Here is a 25,559-nt window from a genome sequence, read left to right as displayed (position 1 = left end):
GATTGCAGAGGCCGACCATGACCGACGACACCATCATCGAAGGCCCGCTCTACGAGAAGCGGAAGAAGGTCTACCCGCAATCGGTCCACGGGCCGTTCCGCCGCATCAAATGGGCGATCCTCTGCGTCACGCTCGGGACCTATTATCTGCTGCCCTTCATTCGCTGGAACCGCGGACCCGGCCTGCCGGACCAGGCTGTCCTGGTCGACTTGCCGCATCGCCGCTTCTATTTCTTCTTCATCGAGCTGTGGCCGCAGGAAGTCTATTACTTCACGGGCCTGCTCATCATTGCCGCCATGGCGCTGTTCCTGATGAACGCGGTGGCCGGTCGTATCTGGTGCGGCTACATGTGCCCACAGACGTTATGGACCGATTTGTTCTATGCAGTGGAACGCTGGGTCGAGGGCGACCGGCGCGAGCGCATGCTGGGCGACAAGCGCTACTGGACCTTTGGTCACATCCGGAAGGTCGCAACCAAGCACTTCCTCTGGATCATGATCGCCTGGTGGACCGGCGGCGCCTGGGTGCTCTATTTCGCGGACGCGCCGACGCTGGTGAAGGAGCTCGCCACCTTCCAGGCTCCCTTCATCGCCTATCTCTGGATCGGCATCCTGACCGCGACGACCTACGTCTTTGCAGGCCACGCCCGCGAGCAGATGTGCATCTACATGTGTCCCTGGCCGCGCATCCAGGCGGCGCTGACCGACGAATGGGCACTCAACGTCACGTATCGCCGCGACCGCGGCGAGCCACGCATGTCGGTGAAGAAGGCGGAAGTCGCCCGCAGCCATGGCGACATCGCGGGCGACTGCATCGACTGCCATCAGTGCATCAATGTCTGTCCGACCGGCGTCGACATCCGCCACGGCATCCAGCTCGGCTGCATCCAATGCGGACTGTGCATCGATGCCTGCGACAACGTCATGCGCGAGATCGGCCGGCCCGCCGGCCTGATCGGCTACGATACCGACATCAACATGCAGCGCCGGAGCGAGGGCAAGGCGCCGATTTACCGCATCATCCGCGCGCGCACCCTGATCTATACTGCGGCCATTGCCATCGTCGGCGGCATCATGCTCTACGCGCTCGCCACGCGCGCGACGATGGACGTCAACGTGCTGCACGAGCGCAATCCACTCTTCGTTCAGCTCGCCGATGGCGGCGTCCGCAACGACTACACCGTGCGCATCCTCAACAAGGGCGCGCAGCGGTCGTTTGCGCTCGAAATCTCCGGCCTGCCGGGCGCGACAATTCGCGTCGCCGGCATCGAGGCTGGAACTGACGGCAAGCCCGTCGTCGAGGTCGGGCAGGATCAAACCCGCGAGGTCCGGCTGTCGGTGCAGGTCGGCCCGACGCAGCTGCCGCAGACCTCGCGCGACATCGACATCGGGATCACCGACGCCGCCGGCGGCGGACGTGCAAGCGCCCGCGACCATTTCGTACCGGGTGACCGCTAGGCACCGTCTCCCGCGGTATCCGGCGGCTCGCGGCCGGATGCTCAACGAGACGTTAATATTACCACTCGAATTGAAGCGGCGTCCCAACGGTATTTTCCAATCTTTGCGCTAAGCATGGCCTCCTGAACGGGGACGACGGGACGTGGTCGACATCGCGCACCAGGATGCGATCAAGCCGGCATCGGCAAAGCATGCCGCGGCCGCGCGCGCGCGCGTCCCGCTCACGGCGATCGAACCCGGCCAGTGGCGCGCCCTCGCGCAGCGCGCCATCGAGCCGAACGGATATTACCTGCCGGGCTGGGAACTCGCTGTCAGCGCAACCGCGCGCGACCGCACCGATGCCTCGGCGCTTGCCGCATGCGAGGGATCGCGGCTGATCGGGCTGATGCCGGTGATCTCGCTCTGGCGGGCATGGAAGATCCCCCTGCCCGCGCTGGTGAGCGCGCATCCCTACGGCACGCTGTGCAGCCCGCTGATTGACCGCGATGCCCCGATCGAGGCAGCGACGCGCCTGTTGCAGCAGGCCCGCGCGACCGGCGCCCATACGCTCGTGCTGAACGACGTCGCGCTCGATGGGGCAGCAATGACCGCCCTCAACGAGGTTCTGAATCGCGACGGCCTGAGGCCGCGCCTCCTGAGTTCCTACATCCGCGCCAGTCTCGACGCGACACAAGACGGCGAGACGCTGCTACGCGACGCGCTCGGCACCAAGAAGCTCAAGGAACTACGCCGCCAACGGCATCGCCTCGAAGAACATGGCGCAGCCGTGTTCGACGTCGCGCGCAGCCCCGACGAGATCAGGCCGGCGCTCGAGACATTTTTGCAGCTCGAAGCCAGTGGCTGGAAAGGCAAGCGCGGAACCGCGCTGGCCCAACATGCCGGCGATGCAACCTTCATCCGCCGCGCCGTTCCCGCGCTGGCAGAAACCGCGCAATGCGAGATCGTCACCCTTCGCGCGGGCGCGACGCCGGTGGCCGCCGGCATCGTGCTGCGCCATCAGGACCGCGCCTTCTTCTTCAAGCTCGGCATCGACGAGCGCTTTGCAAGATATTCGCCGGGCGTGCAGCTTACGCTCGAGCTCACCCGCCGCCTCTGTGCCGATCCCGCCATCGCCAGCGCGGATTCCACGGCGAGCGCCGATCACCCCATGATCAATCCGATCTGGCGCGGGCGCTTCGCCGTCGGCGACGTGCTGATACCGTTGCGGCGGAACGACCCCATCGTGACGCTTGTTCACGGAGCACTCGTCGCGCACGGCATCGCCTACGCGGCGGCGCGCCGCGCAGTTCGTCTGCTTCGTAAATAAGAGAGCTCCTACTCCGCCGCCTGGGCGTTGATCTCCGCGGAGACCTCGCGGATGGCGCGCGCGAGCATGTTGGGATCCTGCGCGCCGGAGACGGCGTATTTTTGCGCGAACACGTAGGTCGGCACGCCGGAGATGCCTTTCTCGGCGGCTTCCTGCGCGTCCGCCGATACGCGCGCGACGTCCTCGTCGGTCACAAGGCGCTTGCGCACGTCGTCGGCATCGAGGCCGACATCGGCAGCCGCCTGCACAAGCACGTTCAAATCGGTGAGGTCGCCGCCGTCGCGGAAGTAAAGCTCCATCAGGCGCTGCTTCATCTCGGGCGCCTTGCCGATCGCCTCGGCCCAGAGGATCAGGCGGTGGCAGTCGGTGGTGTTGGGTTGACGCGCGACAAGCTCGGGCCGATAGACGAGCCCCTCTTCGCTCGCGGCCGCGACGACGCGCCCCGCAATGCCCTTATAGGCCTCGACCGAGCCGAACTTCTTGGTGAGATACTCCTCCCGGCTGATGCCCTCGGACGGCACCCACGGATTGAGGAAGAAGGGACGGAAATTGAGCTTGACCGGAACATCGGGCACCAGCGCCAGCGCGCTCTCGATCCGGTGCTTGCCGATATAGCACCAGGGGCACACCACGTCGGAAACGACATCAATCTGGAGCGGCTTTAGGGTGCTCATGAGCGCCTCCTTGGGGCGTTGCGGGTTGTGCCCAAAGATAAGCCGAACCCATTCCGAGGCAAGGCCGCTAACTCATGGCTGCTGCCATTTGCCGGAGCCGCTCGGCAGTGCGCTCGTCGGCCGGGAAGAAGGTTTCCAGGGCCAGCTCCGACAGCGTGATGTCGACGGGCGTGCCGAACACCATGGTGGTGGAGAAGAAACTGAGGATCTCCCCGTCGTGTCGCAGCTTGAAGGGGATCGCGACATTGTCGCTCGACAGCGGCGCCGCGCGCGCCGGGATCGGATAGCTCTTCAGGTCGTTGTACAGCTTGATCAGCTCGGGATCGGCGGTCGCCTCGCATTGCCGGTGCAGCCGCTCCAAGAGATGTCCGCACCATTCCGCGAGATTGACCGTGCGCGACGCCAGCGCCTCGGGATGGAAGGCGAGCCTCAGCACGTTGAAGGGCTGACCGAGCAGCCGCTGCGGAATGCCGGCGAGCAGTGGCGCCAGCATGCGGTTGGCCGAAACCAGATTCCAGTGCCGGTCATACGCCAGCGCCGGATTGGGCTCATGCGCCCTGAGGACGAGGTCGATGGCCTGGCGGGCTGATTTCAAGGCGGGATCCTCCAGCGGGCGCTGTGGAAAGGCCGGGGCATAGCCGGCGGCGACCAGCAGCACGTTGCGTTCGCGCAACGGCACGTCGAGGCGCTCGGCAAGTCTGAGCACCATGTCGCGCGAGGGTGCGGCGCGGCCGGTCTCGACGAAGCTCAAATGCCGCGCCGAGATTTCGGCCTCTCCGGCGAGATCGAGCTGGCTCATGCGGCGGCGCTGCCGCCATTCGCGCAAATGGTCGCCGATATGGATCGGCTGGCTGCGTTCGGCCTGTGCCGCGGATGCATGTGCGTTCATGGTCGAAAACCTAGCACGCAGATTTCGGCCCTTCCATTACGTCGGAGGTAATCGAATTGGGCCTTGGGTCGGCGCATCCTGGGTCGCATCAGGAGACGACCATGATCGCACTGCTGCTCTACCGGACCATCACAGACCACCTTGTTCCCTGGGCCATGGCGCTCGCAACCCGGATGCTGGCGCGCAGCCTCAACATGCCGGAGCCGCTGGTGCATTCGACCGGCGACTATGTCGTCGCGCAGGTCACAGCCTTCGAGCACAGCGTCGGCAGGAGCCTCTGTCCGTTCCGCCTCGCCCGCCTGCTCCGCGCCTGGTGGCGCGGATGGCACTGAGTTTCACCTCGAGCCCAACCCAACCATGGAGACCCACGATGATCGACGCATCCACCTTCCTTCGCCGCGCGCTTCTTGCCGACGCGATCTTCAGCGGCGTCGCCGCTCTCGGTTTCACTTTCGGCGCCAGCGCGTTCGCGTCACTGTTCAACCTGCCCGAAGCACTGCTGCGCGAGACCGGCCTGTTCCTGCTCGCCTACACCGCACTCGTCGGCTGGCTTGCCTCACGCGCCGCCGTGGCAAAGCCGCTCGTGGTGCTGGTCGTGGTCGGCAACGCGGCCTGGACGGTCGGCAGCATCGCGCTGCTACTCTCGGGCGCGGTGTCGCCGAACCTTGCCGGCGAGCTCATGGTCGTGGCGCAGGCAATCGCGACCGGCGTGTTTGCCGAACTGCAATATGTGGGATTGCGCAGGAGCGGGAGTGTGCTGGCCGCGTGAGGCCACATCACTCGCTGTCGTCGCCCGGCTTGACCGGCGACCCGGTATCCCAGAGGAAGTCGTCGCATACGGAGAGGCCGCGGCGTACTGTCATGCCCCGCTTTCGCGGGGCATGACAGTTTTGCCAGAAGCTCGAACTCAGGCTACGCCCGCGGGCGCCCGTTGGCTTTGCCAACAGCGACGCCGTTGAGCTTCTTCTTTTTGACGGGCTTCGCCCCCGCCTTCTGCGCTTTACGCTCCGCGCGCGCCTTCACCTTGGCGCGTTCGACCCGTGCCTCGGCGCGCAGCTTCTTGCGTTTCTTCTCGCAAGACTCGCACTTGCAGCCGATCGGCTTCAGGTAGGCTTTGAAATAATCCGTGCCGTAGTCGTAATTGATCTCGTCGCCCGGCTCGATGTTCTTGATGGCGCGGATGAAGACCTTGCGCTCGCGCGGCCGGACGTCGGATTCGGCGTTGGGCCGGCACGAATGGTTGATGTAGCGCGCTAGGTTCTTGCGCACCGAGCCGTCGATCGTCCAGCGGCCGTTGAGCTCAAACAGGTATTTGTTCTCGATGTCGTCGTGCTCGGGAATCCGGGAGTCCAGGATTGGTCCGTAATAACGGATAATCCGGGTGCCCTTCTTGATCGGCTTGGTTGCGAAGAGGCCGAGCCCGGTTTTCGAGCGGCCGACGCGATAAGGTTTGTTCGAGGAGGTGGCTGGCATGATCACGAAAAACGAGGACGCGAACAAGGCTAAAAGAGCCCAAGCGAAGCCGCTCTTCTAGAACGATTCCGCGCCGCTGTCAGGTGTCTGTCGAGACTGTTTGAACCTTGCCCACAATCAAGACGTCTGATGGTACGAAGTTCCCGCTCGTCAAAGGTGTCGTCGTGTTCCGCATCACCACCGCAGCCTTGGCCGTATTGCTCTTGGCCATGTTGCTGATGTGCAGCGGTCTCGACCGCGCCAACGCCCAATCCGTGGGCAGCCAATATAGCTCGACGGCCCCGAAGGATTGCCGCCAGATCGGCAAGCCCAGCGAGCTCGACGGCAGCACCACCCGGGTGTGCAAGGGCAAGGATGGCCTCGTGGTCCTGATCGCCGAGGACGATCTTCGCGAAATCGTCTCCGTCGGCCGCAATCGCAAGGCCGCGGCCGAGGAACCGGCGGCAAAAGTCTGGTTCGCTCCGTTCAACTCGTCCGGGACCACCGTCGAATGGCGCACCGCGGCCGCCAAGCCGTTTGCGATGATCCAGCGCTGGCACATCGCCGATGGCACCGATCCCGACAAGCAGGGGCGGCCGAACACCAAGGCCATGCTGATCGTGACCCGGCTGCCACCCGGCCCCGTCTGCCACGTCGCCTATGTCGACGCGATCGCCAACCCGAACGCCAATGAGCTCGCGCGCAAGGCCGCGGACGAGTTCGCCCGCAGCTTTACCTGCGGCAAGGACGAGGTGAAGATCATCGGCGCACTCGGCCGCGCGGTCGAGCTCGCGACGATGCGCTAGGCTTTCGTCTTGGCGCGACCACCGCAAAGGTTGCGTTCGTCCCGGCTGAATCAGGGACCCGGCGGCTTCCCCGTCACGGGCGACATCAGCATCGCCTCGAGCAGGCGTTCAGGCGTCGTCCCCTCGGGCAGGCGGCCCAGAATATCCTCCAGCCGCCCATCGAGCAGCAGCATGGTAAAACCGTGCACCATCGACCAGGCGCGCGCGATCGCGGCGCCCTGATTGAGCGTCAGCGCGTCGCCGCTGATCTGCTCCTGCCGCATCATGCCGACGGCATTGGCAAGCCCGGCAAAGGACGCCTCGGCGGCCTCGTGCAACGACGGCCTGGAATAGTCGAGGCGCTCGGTACGGAACATGATGCCGTACATGCCGGGATGAGCCTGGGCATAGGCGACATAGGCTTTCGGCCGCGCCAGCGCGTGCTCGAGCGGGGTGGTGGCGGCGTTGGAGGACGACGCCATCGCCGCATTGAATTGGCGGAAGCCGACTGCCGCGAGCTCACTGAGAAGCCCGGTGAGGTCGCCGAAATGATGGGTGGGCGCCGCATGCGAGACGCCCGCCTCGCGCGCCACCGCGCGCAACGTCAGGCCGGCGAGCCCGTCACGCTCCAGCACCCGTTCGGCGGCCTGCAGCAGCGCCTCGCGCAACGCGCCATGGTGATAGGGCGCCTCGGACTTGACGCTCGCCGGTCGTCGCGCGGGACGCGCCGGCGCGCTCGCCTTCTTTGAAGCGCGCGCACCGCGCGCGGTTTCTGTCCTGATTTCGCTCTTGCCCATCGGCAAGCTATAGGACGCAATATTGACAGTGTAAAGATTTCGCTTGACGAGAACCCCTCGTACGGCTATTCATCTTTACGATGTAAAGATGAAGGAGGGATACGCCGTGCAGCAGGACGCAGGTGCCGAACGCCGCCACAATCTCGGTCCGATTCCGTTCGAGGCCGACGCGTCCTTCCTGAAAATCATCGGTGAATTGCCGCGCGAACTGAACGGCACGCTCTATCGCAACGGCCCCAATCCGCAGTTCGAGTCGCCCGGCGCGCACTGGTTCGTCGGCGACGGCATGCTGCACGCCTTTCACCTCGAGAACGGCCGCGCCAGTTATCGCAACCGCTGGATCCGGACGCCGAAATGGCTGGCCGAGCACGATGCCGGCCGCGCGTTGTTCGGCGGCTTTGGCCGCAAGCTGCCGGATGCGCCGGCGAACCTGACCGATGGGGGCGTTGCGAATACCAACATCATCTTCCATGCCGGCAAGCTGCTGGCGCTGGAGGAAGCGCATTTGCCGACCGAGATCGAGCCGGGCACGCTCGCGACGCGCGGCTATCACAATTATCAGGGCCGCATCGCCGGCAGCTTCACCGCGCATCCGAAGATCGATCCCGTCACCGGCGAGCTGGTGTTCTTCGGCTACAATGCGGCGGGTCCGCTGACGCCTGCCCTCTCTTACGGATCGATTGATGCGTCCGGCAAGGCGACGCGCTTCGAACGCTTCGAGGCGCCCTATGCCAGCATGGTGCACGACTTCATCGTCACCGAGAACCATGTGTTGTTTCCGATCCTGCCCATCACCGGCAGCATGGAGCGCGCGATGAGCGGGCGGCCTCCCTATGCCTGGGAACCGGACAAGGGCGCCTATGTCGGCGTGATCAAGCGCAAGGGCAGCGCGAAGGACATCGTCTGGTTCCGCGCTGAAGCCTGTTACGTCTTCCACGTCATGAATGCGTGGGAGGACGGTAACCGCATCATCGCCGACGTCATGCAGTTCGAGGAAGCGCCGCTGTTTCCGCATCCCGACGGCCGGCAGACCGATCCGGAGAAGTCGCGCGCCCGCCATTGCCGCTGGTCGTTCGATCTCTCAGGCGACACCGACCGCTTCCAGCAGACCTATCTCGACGATCTCACCGGCGAATTCCCGCGCATCGACGACCGCCGCGCCGGATTGAAGAGCGGTCACGGCTGGTACGCCTGCGCCAATCCGAAGCTGCCGATGTTCGGCGCGCTGTCCGGCGTCGTCCATGTCGACGGTCATGGAAAGCGTCTCGGCCATTACCTGCTGCCGGTCGGCGACACCATTTCCGAACCCGTCTTCGTCGAGCGGTCGCAGGATGCCGCGGAAGGCGACGGCTGGCTGCTGGCGGTGGTCTGGCGCGCGCGGGAAAACCGCAGCGACCTCGCCGTGTTCAACGCCACGGATGTCGAGGCCGGTCCCGTCGCGCTGGTGCAACTCGGCCATCGCGTGCCCGACGGTTTTCACGGCAATTGGATCGGCGCGCCGTAGCTCTCCTCTCGACATCGCTGATGTCACCAAAAGGGTCTCGCATGCATATGCCCTCGATCGCCGCGGACCGCCTCGCTGTCCTGATCCTGGTCCTGATCTGCGCCGGGATCACGCTCCAGATGATCTGGCCGCGGCGGAGCGGCCAAACCATCTTCAACGGCGGCATCTTGCTCGCCTTCGTCCTTTCGATCGCCTGTGCGTTACCTGTGCTGTCGCACCTGCCCTGGGCCGGATTAATCGACGAGGTGGCCGACCAAGCCGTTGCAGCAATTCAATTTTTGGAAGTCGCTTACGTCATTTTGACACTGTAAAGATTTTGCTTGACCCCGTCGTGCTCCTGACTTATTGATCTTTACATCGTAAAGATAAGGCCTGACCGAGGCGGACCATGGCGATTTTCCTGATCCTCGCGCCCTACGGCGCCTTCACCTTCCTGATGCTGATGACCTCGGCCACGATCAGCGTCTTCGTAGCCTCGGCAATCTGTCTCGCCACCGTCGCGATCGATGTCGTGCGCGGTCGCTCGGTGAAGATCCTGGCTATGGGCTCGGCACTGCTATTCGCCGCAATCGGCCTCAACCTCGCGCTGTTCGACCCGACGCTCGGCACGCTCGGTGTCAAGCTGTCGCTCGACATCGGCATCTTCGTCATCTCGCTCGGCTCGATGCTGGTCCGCCGTCCTTTCACGCTGCAATACGCGCTGGAGGCCGTGCCGGCCGAGACCGCGGCAATGCCGGGCTTTCTCCATGCCAATTACGTCATCACCGGCGCTTGGACCGCGGCTGCGCTGCTGATGGCGGCCGCCAATCTCGTGCTGCTCTATGTCCCCGGCCTGCCGCTCTGGTCGAGCCTTGCGGTCGCCTTCGCCGCCCGCAACAGCGCGATCTACTTCACAAAATGGTATCCCGAATATCGGCAGATCAAGTACCGTGCGCCGGCCAGCGCAACGCACACCTCCCGCTGAACAGGATCGACGATGAAGGACGTATTCGCCCGCCTCGCCTCGGACTTCCTCTCTGCCATCGTCTTCCTGGTCATCTACCTCATCACGGACAACGTCGTGCTGGCAACGTCGTTGGCGATCGCCGGCGCGATCGCGCAGGTGATCTACGCGCGGGTCAAAGGGCAGCAGCTGAGCTTCATGACCTATGCCAGTCTGGGACTCGTCATCGTGCTCGGCGCGGTCACGCTGCTCACACATGATCCCCGCTTCATGCTGGCAAAGCCGGCGATCGCGCATTTCGCAATCGGCGTCATCATGCTCAAGCGCGGCTGGATGCTGCGCTACATGCCGCCGATCGTCACCGAGACCGTCCCTGAATATGTAACTGCCGCGGGTTATGCCTGGGCCGTGTTGATGTTCGTGATCGGGGCGGGCACGATCGCAGTCGCCTCGACCGGCGATCTGAAGCTGTGGGCGTTCTACATCTCCGTCGTCGCGGGCGGTGCCAAGATCCTCGCCTTCGCCGTGCAATATGTCGTTCTGCGGCTCATCGTCACCAGCCGCCGGCGCGCCGCCGCCCGCGCCTGATTGCCGCTCACGCGACGTTGGTCAGCCGCCATGAGTTGCGCTATACGCTCGCCCCAGGACTGGCTGCGGATCGTCGCGGCCTGCCTGGATCTGTTCGGGAGACGGGAATGGCGGTAGACGGCAACTGGAATCTGACCATGACGACGCCGATGGGCGAGCGTCAGGCAACGCTTACGCTCCTGAGCTCCGGCGGAACGCTGACGGGCACGCAGGGCGCCGAAGGTCAAACCACCGAGATCTTCGACGGCACTGTCAGCGGCGATGCGGTCAACTGGAAGGTCTCGATCACCAATCCGATGCCGTTGACGCTCGAATTCATCGGAACCGTCTCCGGCGACAGCATGAGCGGTGAGATGGGCATTGGTCCGATGGGCAGCTTCCCGTTCACCGGCACGCGCGCCTAAGCCGCGCGGCAACCGTGCGCGCGCTCGGTCTCATCGCGGCGACGATCCTGTGTGTCGCGACACAAGCGGCGCGCGCGGACAATGCCGAACCGGCGTGGCGGGCAAGCGCGCTCGCCATGGTCCCGGCAGGCTATGTCGCCGGCATGGCCTATCGAACCGAAGGTTCCACGGGTTACCTCGCCGTTTATCCGGCCTCGTCGAACGATCCGAAGTCGCCTGCAAGCGTGTTCGCTGCGCGCCAGGCTCTCGTGATCGCGCTGACGCCGGATGCGACGCACGCAGTCTCAGCCGCATTGGAGCCGCGTAGCGGGCCGGATCCCGAAAACGACGACACTGATTTCGCAAAGCTGCACGCCGATCTCGCCGCCAAGCGCTCAACGCTCCCCGACGGCACCGAGCCGTGCGATCTCGGCGCGTGGTCCGTCGACAAGGATCCTGGTGGCCTAAACGTGCGTGCCGAACCATCGATCAAGGCGCGTGTGCTCGGCACGCTTCCGCCGCCCTACCGGCTCAAGCTCGGCGGCAGCGAGAACACGCCCGATGGCGGCTGGCTCACCGAATTCCGCATCATCGGCTTCAAGAGCGGCTGGTTTCTGATTGAAGGCGCCAAGCCGCCGGGCAAGGACTACGAGGACGACAAGAAATATCCGCGTAGCGCGCCGAAGCCCTATGCCGGACGCGGCTGGGTCGCCTCCAACAAGGTCGGCGCGTCCTACGCCAATGGCGCGACACGCATGGGCGGCCTGTTCCAGGCGCCCTTCGTCGATGCGGAGTGGATGCCGGCCCAGCGCGAGCTTGGCGGCCCGATCGACACCGACGGCGGGCCGAAGCACATCTTTGCTTGCAGCGGCCTCTGGGGCCTTGTCGAGAGCCAGGACGGCGTCCGCGGCTGGTGGCGCGGGCTGTGCTCCAACCAGGTCACGAATTGCAGTTAGCCTGCGGCCCATCCTTCGAAACGCCCGCCTCCGGCGGGCCCTCAGGATGAGGTCGTGTTTCGCGGCGAGATATCAGGCCCTCATGGTGAGCAGCCCGCCAAAGCGGGCGTCTCGAACCATGCAGGCCGAGCTCTTCTGGCATTCCGGAGCGAGGTGAAGAACTAACCCAGATTCAACTCCTTGAAGAAGTCATTGCCCTTGTCGTCGATGATGATGAACGCCGGGAAGTCGACGACCTCGATGCGCCAGATCGCTTCCATGCCGAGCTCGGGATATTCGAGCACCTCGACCTTCTTGATGCAGTGCTCGGCAAGGTTCGCCGCGGCACCGCCGATCGAGCCGAGATAGAAGCCGCCATACTTCTTGCAAGCCTCGCGCACGGCCGGCGCCCGGTTGCCCTTGGCGACCATCACCATCGAGCCGCCGGCGGCCTGGAACTGATCGACGAAGGAATCCATACGGCCGGCGGTGGTGGGGCCGAACGCACCGGAGGCATAGCCCTCCGGCGTCTTGGCGGGGCCCGCATAATAGACCGGATGGTTCTTGAAATAGTCCGGCAGCGGCTCGCCCTTGTCCAGCCGCTCGCGCAGCTTGGCATGTGCCGAATCGCGCGCGACGATCATGGTGCCGGTCATCGAGACCCGCGTCTTGGTCGGGTACTTCGAGAACGTGGCAAGGATATCCTTCATCGGCTGGTTGAGGTCGATCTTGACCACCTCGCCGCCGAGCGATTGCTCGACCTGCGGCAAATACTGCGCCGGGTTGTGCTCGAGCTCTTCGAGATAGACGCCGTCTTTGGTGATCTTGCCGAGCACCTGGCGATCGGCCGAGCAGGACACGCCGAGCCCGATCGGGAGCGAGGCGCCATGACGCGGCATGCGGATCACGCGCACGTCGTGGCAGAAATATTTCCCGCCGAACTGCGCGCCCACTCCGAGCGACTGCGTCATCTTGTGGATTTCCTGCTCCATCTCGACGTCGCGGAACGCGTTGCCGTCGGGCGAGCCGTGGGTCGGCAGCGCATCGAGATAGCGGGCCGACGCTAGCTTAACGGTCTTCATACAGAGCTCGGCCGAGGTGCCGCCGATCACGATGGCGAGGTGATAAGGCGGGCACGCGGCGGTGCCCAGCGTCAGGATTTTTTCCTTCAGGAAGGCGAGCAGCCGGTCCTTGGTCAACACCGAGGGCGTCGCCTGGAACAGGAAGCTCTTGTTGGCGGAACCGCCGCCCTTGGCCATGAACATGAATTTGTAGGCGTCATCGCCTTCGGCGTAGATCTCGCACTGCGCCGGCATGTTGTTGGCGGTGTTCTTCTCCTCGTACATCGACAGCGGCGCGACCTGCGAGTAGCGCAGATTGCGGCGCAGGTAAGCATCACGCGCGCCTTCCGACAGTGCCGCCTCGTCGTCACCGTCGGTGATGACGTTGCAACCCTTCTTGCCCATGATGATCGCGGTGCCGGTGTCCTGGCACATCGGCAGCACGCCGCCGGCGGCGATGTTGGCGTTCTTGAGGAAGTCCAGCGCGACGAACTTGTCGTTCGGGCTCGCCTCGCCGTCCTCCAGGATCGCGCGGAGCTGCTTCAGATGACCCGGCCGCAGATAGTGGTTGATGTCGCCAAAGGCCGCTTCCGACAGCGCCCGCAACGCCTCACGCGACACCACCAGCATGTCCCGGCCCAAGACCTTCTCGACCCGCACGCCATCGGCTGTGATCTTCTTGTAGGGCGTCTCGTCCTTGCCCAGCGGAAACAGCGGCGTGTGCTTGTAGGGCGGAACGGGCTTTGCGGGGTCGGGGAAGGCGGTGGGAGCGTTCATGGGCTGGAATCTCGGGGTTTTGGGGCCCTCGCATGGCCCCTTTCATAGAAGCGTTCTAAGCTTTTTTGCCGCAAAGGGAAGGCGCTCTGGTGCGGTCGGGGCATCCCGATTCGGCGGCATGGCGACCTATTTTCGGCGGCTGTCGGCGGACACCAGACCCTCATGATGCCGGTGAAGACCTTGAGCGCACCCCTTGCGCTCCGCCTGCGACGACGGTTGAATGCGCCCGCTAAGGGGCTTTTCATCATGACATTGAACTTGCACGTCCGCGGCGCGATCCTGGTCGCCGCCGCCATCACCGGCCTTGTGACCATCGCCTCGCCCGCCCGCGCGGACCGCTGCGATGACAGCGCCAAGGAGTTGGCGAACCAGGTCGATCGCCTCAAGGTGAATTTCCGCGCCGCGAATGTCGTCTATCTGACTCATCCGGCGGCCAAGGAATTGTCCGTGGCTTGCCGTGGCGACAAATATTCCATCGAGCTCTATGCCAAGGGCGATCGCAAGCCCAAGCCGGAGTTCTTTGCGCTGGTAGGGTCGATGGCGGCGATCGTCTTCACCGTGACCAAGGACGATACGACCACGGGCGCCACACGCTGCCTGAAGCGGATGGGGCTCTTGCGCGGCGACAAGATCAGCATGCGTTACCGGCGTCTCAACATGGAATGCACCCGCACCAAGACGGATGCGTCCATCGCGATCACGCGCGGCAAAGACGAATAGGCGGGGCGACCCCGCTCTTTCCACGCACTCCGTCATTGCGAGCGAAGCGAAGCAATCCAGACTGTCTCTGCGGTGACAGACTGGATTGCTTGGTCGCAAGGGCTCCTCGCAATGACGAGGAGAGGCCCGAGAGCACATTCCACCGCACCGGATCCCTCGCATTTTAACGATTGGCTTGAAGGAAATTTCGCGTCTCGCGGCGCAGTGTCAGTTGTTTCCATATGTGAGGATTTGTGGATGAGCGTTTCTACCGTTTCGCCGCCGCCGATCGCGATCGTGGTGCCGAGCTACGACACGACCAAGCAGCAGGACGATCAGATCAAGACCAAGGACAACGACCCGACCTATAAGCCGCCGCCGCCTGCGCCGCTGCCGCCGGGTCAGGGTACGCGGATCGATCAGCTCGCTTGATCAGCCGCGTCGAAGATGAAATGCCCGATCCGGTCGATCGGGCTTTTCGCGTGTCCGGCCGCAACTTCGGTGAGCGCGCGCATCACTCTGCTGTGCTTTGACCATCCAGCTCGCGGTAGCGGCGGAAGATGCCCTGCTCGTTGAAGGCAATGCGGCGCCGGCTTTCGAGATAGGCCTTGATGTTCGGCCGCGCCGCGACGCGGTCGTGCAGACCGACGAGGCCCGGGATATCTGTCTCGAACGCCTTCATCCGCTTCGGAAACGCATAGCGCAGCCCCGCGACGATCTGGAACAGCGAGAGATCGACATAGGTCAGCCTGCGGCCGGTGACATAGGCGCCGCCATTGTCCCGAAGGAGCTGCTCGAAATAGCCGAGATATTTCGGCACGCGCTCGCCCCAGAAGTCGGCCGTGCGCTTCTTCGCCGGCGGCTTCTGATCTTCGTAGTAGAGCGAGGGCCCGAGCGGATGATGGGTGTCGTGAATCTCGACCACGAGATCCGTGATTGTCAGCTGGAGCTGATGCACCCAGAGTTGACCCGCTTCCGACTTCGGGGCGAGCGCGTGGCGGCCGCCGAGATAGAGCAGGATGTTCGCGGTCTGGCCGATGACGAGCTTGCCGGCTTTGAGGAACGGCGGCGCGAAGGGCGGCGTACCCTCGTGCGCGTCCATCATCTTCATCATCGCAGCCGTGCCGCGCGGGCCACGCGCCACGTCGACGTAAGCCGCGCCCGCCTCCTCCAGCGCCAGCCGCACATATTCACCGCGGCCCTGGATCTCGGGCCAATAATAGAGCTCGTATTTCATGGAAACTGTCCGTGATTGCGGGGGTGGCGAGTGTAGCACGCAACCACGAACGCCATGACGGCGGAGCGAGTTCCGCGTCTCAATTCGACGCGAAGCAATACAGCAGGCCGTCGCCGCCGGTGCTCTTCAGATCGGCCTGCGAGCAGCCGCCGTCGGGACCGCGCGAGGGATGCGAGCTGTTCCACGATTTCGACGGCTCGTCGTCGCGCAGGCCTTGACGGTCGGCGTGGCCGACGACCGCCGCCCCCTGCGTGCTCGACGTCCAGTTCTTGCAGGTCTTGTCGTCACCCGCGGGGAATGCGGTGCCGTCGGCTTGCGAACCCGTGAGGATGTCGTGGCGGTTCGGCGTGTCGCCGCGGCCGTTGATGACCTCGCCTTTCTCGCTGAGCGTGGTCTGCTTGGTGAGGTTGTTGGCCGCCCCGTGCAGGTCGGCAACGTCCTTGGCGATCACAGCGCCCTTGGCGTTCTGCCACGGTCCCTTGCCGATGCGGTCGCGCGCGTTGACGGCCGGCTTGCCGTCGGCTGCCTGGGTCGAAAGATAAGCGCGCCAGGTCTTGCTGCCGGCGCCGCCGGCCTGGGCCAGCTTCTGGCACTGCGCATCGGCCCCCTCCAGGCCGCCGAGATCGGCGCCTTTGCCAGGACCGTTGGAAGTCACGAAGAACGTCATATCGGCCGACTGCGCCTGCGCCGATGGCGCCGCCAGCAAGGCCGCGGCGAGCGCGAGGCCTGAAATCGTCACGGATCTCTCAATGCGGATCATCCTGTCCTCCCTTTGTGTTGTCGTTGGCCGCCAGATTTCAACCCGACGCAGGCCCGCTTATTCCGATCCCGCGATGCGAGACGCCCAAAAGAAAAAGGCGCCCTGCAAGAAGCACGACGCCTTGTTCTTCATGTCGTCTGCGATCAGTTGGTCAGCGGGATCGCCGACGATTCCCAGCCGCTTCCCGACCGCCATGTCGATTAATTGCTTCCCGGAATAATGGTGCCGGGCGAGCATACCAAATGGGCCGATCCTCAAGTGGTCGTCCAGGGGAGGACGCGGGGACTGTGGCGGGACCGTTCAGGGCGGTATCCGCGATCACATCGGGGCTGCGCAGCGCGCGGCGCAAGGGAGATCGTCATGCACCGGACCACCACCCGCCCAATCACGGCAATTGCCGGCCGTGCCACCCTTTGCTGCCTTGCCGTCGGTCTTGCCATCGGTCCGAACTGCGCCCTGGCCGCGGAACTGCTCAAGGCCCGGCTGGCGCAAAATCTCGCACCGATCTCCGGCCTTGCGATCGTCGCCAAGTCGAAGGGAATTTTCGAAAAGCACGGACTGGACATCACGGTGTCGAACTTCACGTCCGGCAAGCAGTGCCTGGACACCGTGATCGGGGGCGGTGCCGACATCGCGACGACGGCGGAGGCGCCGGTCACCGCTTCGACGATGGCAAACCAGCCCATCGCCTTCGTCGCCGGGATGGAATATTCCGATCTCAAGACACTCGTCGCGGCCAAGGCCGGCGTCAAGACCAGGGCAGATCTTCGCGGCAAGCGAATCGCCTTCACTGCCGGCACCGGTAGCGAGGTTTACACCGCGACCTTGCTGAAGTCGGCGGGATTGACGTCCAAGGATGTCACCCTCGTCAATCTGCGGCCGCAGGAGATGCTGCCGGCACTTGCAGCCGGAAGCATCGACGCGATCGACACCTGGGAGCCCCACGTCGCCAACGCGAAGAAAGCCCTGGGCGAAGCCGTCGCTGAGATAGATACAAAGGGCACCTACTCCGAGACGTTCAATATCGTCGTCATGAAGCCCTATCTGGACGCCAACCCAGTGCTGGTCGAGAACTTCATCGCCGCACTGATCGATGCCGAGATCTGGATGAAGGCACACCCGGATGAAGCAATCACGACAGTGGCGGACGCGGTTGGAATGAAGCGGGACGAACTCGCCCCCATCTGGGCCGACTATGTTTACCGGGTGCGTCTCGACGACCGGCTGATCGAGATTCTGAAGACCCATTCCGCATGGCGCCTCGAGAGCGGCAACCATCCTCCGGGAGCGGCGATGCCCGACTTCAGCAAGGTCGTCGTCACCGAGCCACTGAAAAAGGTCGACCCCGCACGCGTCACCCTGTCATGGAAATAGCCACCCGCGCGGCCATGCAGGAAGCCACTTCAGCGGGACGCGATATTGCCATCCGCACTGGCGGTCGCGCTCGGCGGCCGAATTCAGTTCGGCTTCGCCGCCTCAATATTCTGGTCGGGGCGCTTTCGCTTCCCTTGTTCATTGGGCTCTGGGAACTGGTCTCCCGTTCCGGGGCTGTCAACATGGTGCTGTTTCCGCCGCCGACGGTGGTTGCTGCGGCCGTGCTTGAATGGATACGAAGCGGACAGTTCTTTAGCGATCTGTTGGCCAGCCTCTTTCGCGTCACCACAGGATTCATCATAGGCGGCGCGCTCGGCATCCTGCTCGGTGTTCTTACCGGCCAATTCCCCGTTATCTCGAGCTTGCTGTCCCCGCTATTCCATATCTTGCGGCCAATTCCGCCGATTGCGTTCGTGCCGATCGTAATTCTCTGGTTCGGCCTGTCGGAGGCGGGAAAATTGTTCCTCGTCGTATGGGGCGTATTCTTCACGGTATGGCTTTCGACTCACATCGGCGTGCAGAAGGTCGACCGTGGCCTGATTCGGGCGGCGTTGATGCTCGGCACGCCCCGACGGCAGATGCTGCAGGAGATCGTGCTGCTGGGGGCGCTTCCCTACATTGTGGTCGGGTTGCGCACCGCCGTCAGCATCTCCTTCTACACGCTTGTCGCGGCTGAACTGGCCGGCGCTTTCGCCGGCATTGTCTACAGGATAGAGATTGCGCAGCAGAATTTGCAAACGGGCCAGGTCATGGGCGGGCTCGCTGCGCTCGGGTTGATGTCGTTCATCGCCGACCGGCTGTTTGCGGCTCTTGCCGAACGTATTGTCTGGTGGCGCTGATGTCGGGATCTCGATCTGGCATGAAACTGGCGCTGGCAAGTTCGCCTGCCTCCGTCGAATCGGCGCGAAAACAACCGGCCATTCAAGTCTCGAACCTGAGCATCGTTTTCGACACCAAGCGCGGGCAAATCATCGCGGTCGATCGCGTTTCGTTTGACGTGGCGCCTGGCGAGTTCGTTTGCATCGCCGGCCCCTCCGGCTGCGGCAAGTCGACGGTGCTCAATACGATCGCCGGGCTGGAAGTGCCGTTCGAAGGCGAGATCCTGGTCGAGGGCGCGCCCGTCTACAGTCCGCGTCCCGATGTCGGCATGGTGTTCCAGCAGCCGCATCTCTTCCCCTGGAAGTCCGTCCGCAGCAACATCGCCCACGGTCCCAGGATGCTCGGGAAGTCCAGGACGGAAGCGTATGCCATCGCCGACGATCTGATCGCGATGGTCGGCCTCAAGCGTTTCGCCGACGCTTATCCGAACACGCTGTCCGGCGGCATGCAACAGCGCGTGGCAATCGCGCGAGCGTTGGCCAATCAGCCCCGTGTGCTGCTGATGGACGAGCCCTTCGGGGCACTCGACGCGCAGACCCGCGCGGTGATGCAAGACAATCTGCTGGCGTTGCGCGACCGGATCAAGGCGACCATCGTATTCGTGACGCATGACGTCGATGAAGCCATCGTGCTGGCCGACCGCGTTCTCATCATGAGCGCGGGACCCGGCCGCATCCTGCGCGAAGTCGCGGTCAAGCTGCCGCGCCCACGGTCGAGTTCTTTCATGGTCGAGCCAGCATATCTTTCGCTCAAGAAGGATTGTCTCGACGTCATCCGCGCAGAAGGGTTGCGGGCGTTCAATCAGTCGGACACGGACTGATGACGCGGAGCCCGCGGGTCTGAGGCGGACCGCAGCGGGCTGGCATGGTTCTTGAATAACCGATGCCGGGTCTCACATGCGGAGCCGGCCATGCACAGGGCGAACAGCGCGATAGCGGCAGGTGTGATGCTCGCAGAGTCGGACGATCTCGTCAGACCGCTACCCGGCTTGCTGGATGGTCTCAACCGGGCTGATTGCAATCGCTTGCGTGCGATCGGACGCGAAAAGATCCTGGAAGCCGGCCAACTGGTTTGGTCTCAGGGCGACGCACAGGCCGGGATCTACCTGATCAGCGAGGGGCGCATACGCAGCTACTATGCGGCGCCGTCGGGGCGCGAAGTCACGCTCGCCTATTGGTTTCCCGGCAACTTCGTCGGCGGGCCCGACATATTCGGGACGGGCCCGCACATGTGGACATCGGTTGCGGCCGAGCGCAGCCGGTTGACGTTCATGCCCGGACTGGCGTTGCGGCGGCTTGCGCTTGAATCGCCGGCAATCGCCGTCGCCTTGCTGGATGCCCTCGCATTCAAGGCGCGATGCTATTCGGCAATGGCCCAGATGCTTGGGACGCGCTCGGTCACCGAGCGGCTGCATAGCCTGCTGATCTTCCTGTCGCATGTCTACGGCGTAAAGCGCGACGGTGAGATCGTCGTCGGCATACCGTTTACCCACGGGGATCTCGCCAACCTCATCGGATCCACCCGGCAATGGGTGACCGTGCAACTCGCGCGGCTCCAGGACGAAGGCGTGATCAGATACGAAAGATCCATGATTTCGATCCTGGATGTTTCTACGCTCGGACAGGCGATGGGATAATGTCCGCCCTTTAGCCGCCAGATTTCAATTCGAACGCCGATCCGTCTGCGCCGGCCTCGAACCGCCGCGCCAGTCCGATCAGCGCGCGATCGTGCCAGGCCGGCGCCAGCAGGGTCACCCCCATGGGCATGCCGTTTGGCAATTTCGCATTCGGAACGGCGACGCCGCAGAGATCGAGTAGATTGGCAAAGTACGAGTAGTAGCCCAGACGATTGTTGAGGGTGATCGGATCACGATGCATCTCCTCCAGTGTGAACGGCCGCGGTGCAGTCGGAACCACCAGGGCATCGATGCTGGCAAAGATTGCTTCGGCGTCGCGGCGAAGCCGGTGCAGCCGGTGAATGGCGCCAAACGTGTCGATCGCCGAATAGCCGGCGGCCGAGCCCAGCACGGTCCTCGTGACATCAAGCAAGGCGCCGGATTCGACGTCGATGAGCGAAGCGATGGCAGAGTGCCGCTCCGCGACCCAGGGACCGCTGAACATCAACTCCCCGGCCTGGCGGAATGGGGCGAAGTCCACCTCGATCGCCGTTCCTCCGATATGAGCAAGACGTTCGCAAGCGCTCTCATAGAGTTCGCCGCATTCCGACATGCCGAAGCATTCGATATCTGCTGGCGCAACGCGGCCGAACCGGAATGATGCCGCCGCTCCGTTGGCGGGGAAAAAGGTTCTGGGCAGGCGGCTATAGGGATCTTCGAAATCAAACCCTTCGATGATGTCGAGGATTGCCTCGCCGTCGCTGACAGTATTGCAGAATACCGAAACGCAATCGATCGTCGGACAATTCGGCACCAGGCCACGTGATGATACCAGCCCAACGGTCGGCTTGATTCCGACAATGTTGTTGAACCCGGCAGGTATGCGCCCCGAGCCGCCGGTATCGGTGCCGAGCGCAAAGGCGACGTGCCCGGCCGCCACGGCGACCGCGGACCCGGAACTGGAGCCGCCCGCAACATAGCGCGCATCGGCAACCGACGCGCAGGGGCCATGGGGCGAGCGCACGCCGGACAGGCCTGTGGCGAACTGATCGAGATTGGTCTTTCCGAGGCAAATTGCGCCGGCTGCGGTGAGGCGTTCGACGCTATGCGCGGAATGCCAGGGCGTGTAGCTAAAGGCCGGACATGCGGCAGTGGTCGGCATTCCCGCGACGTCGATATTGTCCTTCACACCAAATGGAATGCCGAGCAGCGGAAGATTTTCGCCCGTCCGCGCGCGCGCCACCAGCTTATGGCATTCTTCGAGTGCCTCCTGCCGTGGGCGAAGATAGATCCAGCAATTGCGGTCGCCCTCGGCCTCGATCCGGTCATACGCCGTTCCGATCGCCTCCAGCAACAGCGACGAACTCCTGGCAATGCCTTCGTAGTTTGTCCTGAGGCGCGCGACACACTGGCTCACGGAATATCTCCTCATCCAACCGGCAGGCGCGAAATTGCGGCAGCTCTGCGCGGCCAACAAGCAATTAAGTGCTTCGCCCAAATGGCCGCCTGACCGGAAACGTGCCGCTCAAACAAAAAGGGCGCCGTGCCGAAGCACGACGCCCTCGTTTGTCGCTATACGCGCGATCAGTTGGTCTGCTGGATCGCCGACAATTCCCAAGCGCCGCCCGGACGTCGGGCAAAGGTCCAGACTTCGGTGGCCTCGCCCGGCTGCTCGCTGCCGGCGACAATTGCGCCGGTATTGCGGTCGAGCGTCTTGTCGGTGAGCGCGAAGCGCAGCGCCACCGTTGCGTAATCGGTCTCGCCTTCGCGCCAGGCTTCCGCGAGGTCGCCCTGCAGCAGCTTCACGCCGCTGACCTTGTTGACGACATTGCGCGCGCGGTTCTGGCCAAGGTCCTGCTCGAAATAGGAGACCATTTCCGGCGTCGCGAGCGTGTGCAGCTTGGCCACGTCCTCATTCGACCACGCGGTCTGGACATCGCCGAGCAGGCGCTCGAACGCTTCATAGTCGTCCGGCTTGATCTCGAGCGGTGCGTTGTTGGCGCCGAAGCCGAAGCCGCCGCCAAGACCGCTACCAAGACCACTACGGTTGTTCGCCTGCGGTCCCGGACCAGCACCGGCGTCAGCGTTGGCATAGGCCGCCTGCGGGGTGTGGCGGCGCTGCCACCATGACATCGCCAGCCGAACCACGAGCACCACGAGCACGATCTGGATGATCAGGCCGATGATCGACGACAGACCGCCGAGGCCGCCGAACAGGCCACCCCCGAACAGCATGCCGAGCAGGCCCGCGCCGAGGAACCCGGCCGCGAGGCCACCCATGAAGCCGCCGGCCCGGCCGAACAGGCCGCCACGCGCGGGTGCGGCGGCAGCCGAATTCATGCCTGCGCCCGGCTGGGTGTAGGTCCGGTTGAACTGCGAGGTCGAGCCCGGCGCGGTCGTGGTCGATGGCGGGGCCGAATAGGTGCGCGAACCGCGCGAACCAGACGACATGCCACCACCGACGCGCGCGTCGGCGGACGAGATCGCCAGCGCAGTCGGCAGCGCAAGCGCCAGCACGACGGCAATCGTCTTGAAGAGACTGCGGGAGCGTTGCGAGAAATTCATGTTCGTTTCCCAGATCCCCGGCATGGGGACGTGCCCCTAAGATGGGCAGCCTTCCGTAAAAAGGAAGCCACTATCGGAACTTATGGCTGCGGCCCTCAGTCGCGGGGATGTGACAAAAGCCTCTCTTTGGCGGCAGCTTGGCGGCGTATGCGACGGAACCGCGGTCGCGGGTTACCGTCGCTTTTGCGACAGCAAATTCCGCTTTTCCGTCGCCATCGCGTTGAGGCCCTTACCCCGCCTTCGCCATCGTCTCCTTCACGGCCGCCACGAGCTGGCTGAGCGTGAACGGCTTGGGCAGGAAGTCGAACTGCTGGCCTTCGGGCAGGCTCTTCTCGAATGCGTCTTCCGCGTAGCCAGAGACGAAGATGAACTTGATGTCGGGGTTCTTCTCGCGCATCGCCTTGAGCAGCGTCGGGCCGTCCATCTCCGGCATGACGACGTCGGACACGACGAGATCGATTCCGCCGCTCTGCTCTTCCAGCACCTCCAGCGCCTCGACACCGTTCTCGGCCTCGACCACGGTGTAGCCGCGCGAGCGCAGACCGCGAGCGTTGAGCGCGCGCAGGCCCTCCTCGTCCTCGACCAGGAGGATGGTGCCCTGTCCGGTGAGATCGGTGCGGGGCTTGGCGTCCGCCGCGGACCCGGCCCCCTTCGCGGCACCATTGCTGGCGCCAACGACCGGCGCCGGCTGCTCGACTAGCACCTCCGGCTCGGCATGATGGCGCGGCAGGAAGATCTGGAACGAGGTGCCCTGCCCCGGCTCGGAGTCCACGTAAATGAAGCCACCGGTCTGCTTGACGATGCCATAGACGGTGGAGAGCCCAAGGCCAGTGCCCTTGCCGACCTCCTTCGTCGAGAAGAACGGCTCGAAGATCTTGTCGCGGATATCGGCAGGGATGCCGGTACCGGTATCGGCGACCTCGATCCGCACATAGTCCGCTGCCGGCATGCCCTTGTAGGCCAGCCTGGCCGCTTCCTCGGTGGTGACGTTGGCGGTGCGGATGATCAGCTTGCCGCCGTCGGGCATGGCGTCGCGCGCGTTGACCGCGAGGTTGACGATGACCTGCTCGAACTGGGAGACGTCGACCTTGACCGGCCAGAGATCGCGGCCGTGGATGGTCTCGTGCTTGACCTTCTCGCCGATCAGGCGACGCAGCAGCATGGCGAGATCGGAGAGCGCATCGCCGAGGTCGAGCACCTGCGGCCGCAGCGTCTGCCGCCGCGAGAACGCCAGCAATTGCCGCACCAGCGTGGCGGCCCGCGTCGCGTTCTGCTTGATCTGCATGATGTCCTGGAACGACGGATCGGTCGGCTTGTGCGCGTTCAGCAGGAAGTCGTTCGCCATCATGATGGCGGAGAGCACGTTGTTGAAGTCGTGGGCGATGCCGCCGGCGAGCTGGCCGACGGTCTCCATCTTCTGCGACTGGTTGATCTGGTTCTCCAGCGCGCGCCGCTCGGTGGTCTCGAGCATGTGCACGATGGCGACTTCCGCGTCGTTCTCGGCCGCGTCCACCGGCGTGACGAAGAACTGGCCCCAGCGCTCTCTGGTTCCTTCGAGCGCCACTTCGACCGGCGCGACGTCGGCCTGGCCCTCTGCGGCCTGGTTGATGGCCGCGATCAAGAGGTGCCGGTCGCGCGAATTGACCGCGCGGAAGATCGACTTACTGGCGCTGTCGAGCCCCAGTGCCTGCCCGAGCTTGGCGTAACGCGCATTGGCGCGCACGACATTGCCGCCGCGGTCGACCGTCGCGATCGCCATCGGGGTGTGGTCGAAGAAGCGCATGAAGCGCACTTCGGCGGCGCGGTCCGGATCGCTGCGCTCGTCGCGGGCGCGGCTGATCACCAGCGTGCGCGACGGCCCCGGCGCACCGTCGGCGCCGAAGGCGAGCTTGTGATAGAGCCGCACCGGCATTGTCTTGCCGGTACGCATGCGCAGGTCGATGTCGAAGACTTCCGTCTTGACCTCGCCCGGCACCGCCACGATCGCCGTGAGCAGCGAAGCGCCGTCGCCGGAGACGATGTCGGTGAGCTTCAGCCCGCCTGAGCCGATCTCGGCGAGGTCGTAGTCGAGCCAGTTCGCCAGCGTCGCGTTGACGTAAGCGAGTTCGCCGGCCGGATTGACCGAGAAGAAACCGCAGGGCGCGTGATCGAGATATTCGATCGCGTGCTGGAGTTCCTGAAATACGTCCTCCTGGCGCTCGCGGTCGCGGGTGATGTCGGCGATCGACCACACCGCGTATCTCGTCTCGCGCTTGCCGGTGCCGAGGGGCCGCACCCGCATGCGCAGCCAGCGGCCCTGGCTGCCGTCATGGCCGGAGATGCGCACCTCCTCCTGCTGCCGCTTGCCTTCGCGCGCGGCTTTCAACAGGCGGAACACCGCTTCGGAGACGTCGGGGTTGCCGATGAAGACGCGCTCCACGGGGCGCACGTCCTGCGGGCCGGCGGCGCCGGTCAGCGTCAGATAGGCCGCATTGGAATAGACCACATGGCCGCGCGGGTCGGTCACGGCGAGGCCATCGAAGGCGTGGTCGGCGATGCGCCCCATCACGGGATCATCGAGATTGCGATCGACGAAGCGGATGATGCCGGCGGCGAAGGCGAACAGGTTGAACAGGCCGACCATGGCCAGCACGGCGAGGATGCCGAGAATATAAGGCTGGGCCTGCGCGCGGCCAAGCGTCATCAGCCCGACGGCAACGGCGACGAGGCCGGCGGCCACCAGCAGCACCAGCGCAATGCTGCCCGAGCGCGGCGACGGCTCGTGCGCCGCAACGGGCTCGCGGGTGAGGTCGTGGTCGGTCTCGGCAGTCATCTCAAGCTGGCACAGCCTGTCGGCAGAGAATCAACGCGCTACAGGGCGCGCAGGGTCCTCCCTGCCT

General features: G+C 64.4%; 28 protein-coding genes. 18 read left to right on the top strand and 10 right to left on the bottom strand.

Features of this window, described 5'->3' with window-relative positions:
• Positions 1 to 17: 17 nt before the first annotated feature.
• Entirely contained in the window at positions 18 to 1,457 is a 1,440-nt protein-coding gene (ccoG, locus tag AC0L2J_RS19155) for a cytochrome c oxidase accessory protein CcoG (protein WP_473393112.1), read from the top strand.
• Between the two features lie 142 nt (positions 1,458 to 1,599).
• On the top strand, positions 1,600 to 2,763 hold the full coding sequence (locus tag AC0L2J_RS19150; RefSeq protein ID WP_473393108.1) for a GNAT family N-acetyltransferase: 1,164 nt from the start codon (positions 1,600 to 1,602) through the stop codon (positions 2,761 to 2,763).
• An 8-nt stretch (positions 2,764 to 2,771) separates the two neighbouring features.
• Here the strand turns inward: AC0L2J_RS19150 and AC0L2J_RS19145 are convergent, their stop codons facing one another.
• Both AC0L2J_RS19145 and AC0L2J_RS19140 read right to left on the bottom strand, forming a co-directional pair.
• On the bottom strand, positions 2,772 to 3,437 hold the full coding sequence (locus tag AC0L2J_RS19145; protein ID WP_007612225.1) for a DsbA family oxidoreductase: 666 nt from the start codon (positions 3,435 to 3,437) through the stop codon (positions 2,772 to 2,774).
• A gap of 67 nt (positions 3,438 to 3,504) precedes the next feature.
• Complete coding sequence (locus AC0L2J_RS19140; protein ID WP_007612227.1) at positions 3,505 to 4,326, bottom strand: helix-turn-helix domain-containing protein; 822 nt, start codon at positions 4,324 to 4,326, stop codon at positions 3,505 to 3,507.
• 101 nt (positions 4,327 to 4,427) lie between these two features.
• On the opposite strand from AC0L2J_RS19140, the gene AC0L2J_RS19135 reads away from it, so the two are divergent.
• Positions 4,428 to 4,658, top strand: coding sequence for a hypothetical protein (locus AC0L2J_RS19135; RefSeq protein WP_007612230.1), 231 nt, complete (start codon positions 4,428 to 4,430; stop codon positions 4,656 to 4,658).
• Positions 4,659 to 4,696: 38 nt separating this feature from the next.
• Complete coding sequence (locus AC0L2J_RS19130; protein WP_007612232.1) at positions 4,697 to 5,095, top strand: hypothetical protein; 399 nt, start codon at positions 4,697 to 4,699, stop codon at positions 5,093 to 5,095.
• A 143-nt stretch (positions 5,096 to 5,238) separates the two neighbouring features.
• Here the strand turns inward: AC0L2J_RS19130 and AC0L2J_RS19125 are convergent, their stop codons facing one another.
• Entirely contained in the window at positions 5,239 to 5,799 is a 561-nt protein-coding gene (locus tag AC0L2J_RS19125; protein WP_007612233.1) for an SET domain-containing protein, read from the bottom strand.
• Between the two features lie 164 nt (positions 5,800 to 5,963).
• Between AC0L2J_RS19125 and AC0L2J_RS19120 the strand changes: the two genes are divergently transcribed.
• Positions 5,964 to 6,584 (top strand): hypothetical protein, encoded by a 621-nt coding sequence (locus tag AC0L2J_RS19120; protein ID WP_473393222.1) that lies wholly within the window; start codon positions 5,964 to 5,966, stop codon positions 6,582 to 6,584.
• Between the two features lie 50 nt (positions 6,585 to 6,634).
• On the opposite strand, the gene AC0L2J_RS19115 is transcribed toward AC0L2J_RS19120, so the two are convergent.
• The gene (locus tag AC0L2J_RS19115) at positions 6,635 to 7,360 is read right to left on the bottom strand and encodes a TetR/AcrR family transcriptional regulator (RefSeq protein WP_473393101.1); all 726 of its coding nucleotides are present in this window, start codon (positions 7,358 to 7,360) and stop codon (positions 6,635 to 6,637) included.
• A gap of 106 nt (positions 7,361 to 7,466) precedes the next feature.
• Between AC0L2J_RS19115 and AC0L2J_RS19110 the strand changes: the two genes are divergently transcribed.
• The 6 genes from AC0L2J_RS19110 (at position 7,467) to AC0L2J_RS19085 (ending at position 11,734) form a co-directional block, all read left to right on the top strand.
• The gene (locus AC0L2J_RS19110) at positions 7,467 to 8,864 is read left to right on the top strand and encodes a carotenoid oxygenase family protein (protein ID WP_473393219.1); all 1,398 of its coding nucleotides are present in this window, start codon (positions 7,467 to 7,469) and stop codon (positions 8,862 to 8,864) included.
• A gap of 41 nt (positions 8,865 to 8,905) precedes the next feature.
• Positions 8,906 to 9,175 (top strand): hypothetical protein, encoded by a 270-nt coding sequence (locus AC0L2J_RS19105; protein WP_473393098.1) that lies wholly within the window; start codon positions 8,906 to 8,908, stop codon positions 9,173 to 9,175.
• A 77-nt stretch (positions 9,176 to 9,252) separates the two neighbouring features.
• Entirely contained in the window at positions 9,253 to 9,828 is a 576-nt protein-coding gene (locus tag AC0L2J_RS19100) for a hypothetical protein (protein WP_473393095.1), read from the top strand.
• 12 nt (positions 9,829 to 9,840) lie between these two features.
• Entirely contained in the window at positions 9,841 to 10,395 is a 555-nt protein-coding gene (locus AC0L2J_RS19095) for an inner membrane-spanning protein YciB (RefSeq protein ID WP_456769170.1), read from the top strand.
• Between the two features lie 107 nt (positions 10,396 to 10,502).
• Positions 10,503 to 10,799 carry a hypothetical protein gene (locus tag AC0L2J_RS19090; RefSeq protein WP_007612254.1) on the top strand — a complete coding sequence of 99 codons (297 nt, stop codon included), beginning with the start codon at positions 10,503 to 10,505 and terminating at the stop codon, positions 10,797 to 10,799.
• A 14-nt stretch (positions 10,800 to 10,813) separates the two neighbouring features.
• Positions 10,814 to 11,734, top strand: coding sequence for an SH3 domain-containing protein (locus tag AC0L2J_RS19085; RefSeq protein ID WP_473393090.1), 921 nt, complete (start codon positions 10,814 to 10,816; stop codon positions 11,732 to 11,734).
• A 161-nt stretch (positions 11,735 to 11,895) separates the two neighbouring features.
• Here the strand turns inward: AC0L2J_RS19085 and AC0L2J_RS19080 are convergent, their stop codons facing one another.
• Complete coding sequence (locus AC0L2J_RS19080; protein ID WP_473248551.1) at positions 11,896 to 13,551, bottom strand: fumarate hydratase; 1,656 nt, start codon at positions 13,549 to 13,551, stop codon at positions 11,896 to 11,898.
• Positions 13,552 to 13,797: 246 nt separating this feature from the next.
• Between AC0L2J_RS19080 and AC0L2J_RS19075 the strand changes: the two genes are divergently transcribed.
• Together AC0L2J_RS19075 and AC0L2J_RS19070 are read left to right on the top strand one after the other, a co-directional pair.
• The gene (locus tag AC0L2J_RS19075; protein WP_035975114.1) at positions 13,798 to 14,271 is read left to right on the top strand and encodes a hypothetical protein; all 474 of its coding nucleotides are present in this window, start codon (positions 13,798 to 13,800) and stop codon (positions 14,269 to 14,271) included.
• Between the two features lie 237 nt (positions 14,272 to 14,508).
• Positions 14,509 to 14,682: a hypothetical protein gene (locus tag AC0L2J_RS19070; RefSeq protein ID WP_007612258.1), complete on the top strand. Its 174-nt coding sequence runs from the start codon at positions 14,509 to 14,511 to the stop codon at positions 14,680 to 14,682.
• 82 nt (positions 14,683 to 14,764) lie between these two features.
• On the opposite strand, the gene AC0L2J_RS19065 is transcribed toward AC0L2J_RS19070, so the two are convergent.
• Positions 14,765 to 15,487: a glutathione S-transferase gene (locus AC0L2J_RS19065; protein WP_473393086.1), complete on the bottom strand. Its 723-nt coding sequence runs from the start codon at positions 15,485 to 15,487 to the stop codon at positions 14,765 to 14,767.
• Positions 15,488 to 15,566: 79 nt separating this feature from the next.
• Positions 15,567 to 16,247, bottom strand: a complete 681-nt coding sequence (locus AC0L2J_RS19060; protein ID WP_007612263.1) for a hypothetical protein — start codon at positions 16,245 to 16,247, stop codon at positions 15,567 to 15,569.
• On the opposite strand from AC0L2J_RS19060, the gene AC0L2J_RS19055 reads away from it, so the two are divergent.
• The 5 genes from AC0L2J_RS19055 to AC0L2J_RS19035 all read left to right on the top strand — a co-directional run bounded on the left by AC0L2J_RS19055 (position 16,237) and on the right by AC0L2J_RS19035 (position 20,136).
• Entirely contained in the window at positions 16,237 to 16,467 is a 231-nt protein-coding gene (locus AC0L2J_RS19055; protein ID WP_157234093.1) for a hypothetical protein, read from the top strand. The genes AC0L2J_RS19060 and AC0L2J_RS19055 overlap by 11 nt on opposite strands.
• Positions 16,467 to 17,621, top strand: coding sequence for an NrtA/SsuA/CpmA family ABC transporter substrate-binding protein (locus AC0L2J_RS19050; protein ID WP_473393079.1), 1,155 nt, complete (start codon positions 16,467 to 16,469; stop codon positions 17,619 to 17,621). The genes AC0L2J_RS19055 and AC0L2J_RS19050 overlap by 1 nt, the downstream gene beginning before the upstream one ends.
• On the top strand, positions 17,612 to 18,460 hold the full coding sequence (locus AC0L2J_RS19045; protein WP_063995726.1) for an ABC transporter permease: 849 nt from the start codon (positions 17,612 to 17,614) through the stop codon (positions 18,458 to 18,460). The genes AC0L2J_RS19050 and AC0L2J_RS19045 overlap by 10 nt, the downstream gene beginning before the upstream one ends.
• A gap of 20 nt (positions 18,461 to 18,480) precedes the next feature.
• A complete protein-coding gene (locus AC0L2J_RS19040) occupies positions 18,481 to 19,320 on the top strand; it encodes an ABC transporter ATP-binding protein (RefSeq protein ID WP_473393073.1) in 840 nt (279 codons plus the stop codon).
• A 90-nt stretch (positions 19,321 to 19,410) separates the two neighbouring features.
• Positions 19,411 to 20,136: a Crp/Fnr family transcriptional regulator gene (locus tag AC0L2J_RS19035; protein ID WP_473393069.1), complete on the top strand. Its 726-nt coding sequence runs from the start codon at positions 19,411 to 19,413 to the stop codon at positions 20,134 to 20,136.
• A 10-nt stretch (positions 20,137 to 20,146) separates the two neighbouring features.
• On the opposite strand, the gene atzF is transcribed toward AC0L2J_RS19035, so the two are convergent.
• The 3 genes from atzF to cckA form a co-directional block, all read right to left on the bottom strand.
• Complete coding sequence (atzF, locus tag AC0L2J_RS19030) at positions 20,147 to 21,592, bottom strand: allophanate hydrolase (protein ID WP_473393065.1); 1,446 nt, start codon at positions 21,590 to 21,592, stop codon at positions 20,147 to 20,149.
• Positions 21,593 to 21,699: 107 nt separating this feature from the next.
• Entirely contained in the window at positions 21,700 to 22,704 is a 1,005-nt protein-coding gene (locus tag AC0L2J_RS19025; RefSeq protein ID WP_473393061.1) for a Tim44 domain-containing protein, read from the bottom strand.
• A 205-nt stretch (positions 22,705 to 22,909) separates the two neighbouring features.
• Positions 22,910 to 25,492, bottom strand: a complete 2,583-nt coding sequence (gene cckA / locus AC0L2J_RS19020) for a cell cycle histidine kinase CckA (protein WP_473393057.1) — start codon at positions 25,490 to 25,492, stop codon at positions 22,910 to 22,912.
• Positions 25,493 to 25,559: the final 67 nt, after the last annotated feature.

It is taken from the genome of Bradyrhizobium sp. MV1.5 (genome assembly GCF_055807615.1).
This window is presented reverse-complemented; position numbering and strand designations above follow the sequence as displayed.

Bases quoted from the DNA above. Each gene is read 5' to 3' on its own strand.
- AC0L2J_RS19035 (WP_473393069.1), top strand. From the start codon at position 19,411: ATGCACAGGGCGAACAGCGCGATAGCGGCAGGTGTGATGCTCGCAGAG.
- AC0L2J_RS19145 (WP_007612225.1), bottom strand. From the start codon at position 3,437: ATGAGCACCCTAAAGCCGCTCCAGATTGATGTCGTTTCCGACGTGGTG.
- AC0L2J_RS19100 (WP_473393095.1), top strand. From the start codon at position 9,253: ATGGCGATTTTCCTGATCCTCGCGCCCTACGGCGCCTTCACCTTCCTG.
- AC0L2J_RS19065 (WP_473393086.1), bottom strand. From the start codon at position 15,487: ATGAAATACGAGCTCTATTATTGGCCCGAGATCCAGGGCCGCGGTGAA.
- AC0L2J_RS19125 (WP_007612233.1), bottom strand. From the start codon at position 5,799: ATGCCAGCCACCTCCTCGAACAAACCTTATCGCGTCGGCCGCTCGAAA.
- AC0L2J_RS19115 (WP_473393101.1), bottom strand. From the start codon at position 7,360: ATGGGCAAGAGCGAAATCAGGACAGAAACCGCGCGCGGTGCGCGCGCT.
- AC0L2J_RS19040 (WP_473393073.1), top strand. From the start codon at position 18,481: ATGAAACTGGCGCTGGCAAGTTCGCCTGCCTCCGTCGAATCGGCGCGA.
- AC0L2J_RS19080 (WP_473248551.1), bottom strand. From the start codon at position 13,551: ATGAACGCTCCCACCGCCTTCCCCGACCCCGCAAAGCCCGTTCCGCCC.
- ccoG (WP_473393112.1), top strand. From the start codon at position 18: ATGACCGACGACACCATCATCGAAGGCCCGCTCTACGAGAAGCGGAAG.
- cckA (WP_473393057.1), bottom strand. From the start codon at position 25,492: ATGACTGCCGAGACCGACCACGACCTCACCCGCGAGCCCGTTGCGGCG.
- AC0L2J_RS19070 (WP_007612258.1), top strand. From the start codon at position 14,509: ATGAGCGTTTCTACCGTTTCGCCGCCGCCGATCGCGATCGTGGTGCCG.
- AC0L2J_RS19025 (WP_473393061.1), bottom strand. From the start codon at position 22,704: ATGCCGGGGATCTGGGAAACGAACATGAATTTCTCGCAACGCTCCCGC.
- AC0L2J_RS19140 (WP_007612227.1), bottom strand. From the start codon at position 4,326: ATGAACGCACATGCATCCGCGGCACAGGCCGAACGCAGCCAGCCGATC.
- AC0L2J_RS19060 (WP_007612263.1), bottom strand. From the start codon at position 16,247: ATGATCCGCATTGAGAGATCCGTGACGATTTCAGGCCTCGCGCTCGCC.
- AC0L2J_RS19130 (WP_007612232.1), top strand. From the start codon at position 4,697: ATGATCGACGCATCCACCTTCCTTCGCCGCGCGCTTCTTGCCGACGCG.
- AC0L2J_RS19105 (WP_473393098.1), top strand. From the start codon at position 8,906: ATGCATATGCCCTCGATCGCCGCGGACCGCCTCGCTGTCCTGATCCTG.
- AC0L2J_RS19045 (WP_063995726.1), top strand. From the start codon at position 17,612: ATGGAAATAGCCACCCGCGCGGCCATGCAGGAAGCCACTTCAGCGGGA.
- AC0L2J_RS19075 (WP_035975114.1), top strand. From the start codon at position 13,798: ATGACATTGAACTTGCACGTCCGCGGCGCGATCCTGGTCGCCGCCGCC.
- AC0L2J_RS19050 (WP_473393079.1), top strand. From the start codon at position 16,467: ATGGTGCCGGGCGAGCATACCAAATGGGCCGATCCTCAAGTGGTCGTC.
- AC0L2J_RS19055 (WP_157234093.1), top strand. From the start codon at position 16,237: ATGCGGATCATCCTGTCCTCCCTTTGTGTTGTCGTTGGCCGCCAGATT.
- AC0L2J_RS19090 (WP_007612254.1), top strand. From the start codon at position 10,503: ATGGCGGTAGACGGCAACTGGAATCTGACCATGACGACGCCGATGGGC.
- AC0L2J_RS19135 (WP_007612230.1), top strand. From the start codon at position 4,428: ATGATCGCACTGCTGCTCTACCGGACCATCACAGACCACCTTGTTCCC.
- AC0L2J_RS19095 (WP_456769170.1), top strand. From the start codon at position 9,841: ATGAAGGACGTATTCGCCCGCCTCGCCTCGGACTTCCTCTCTGCCATC.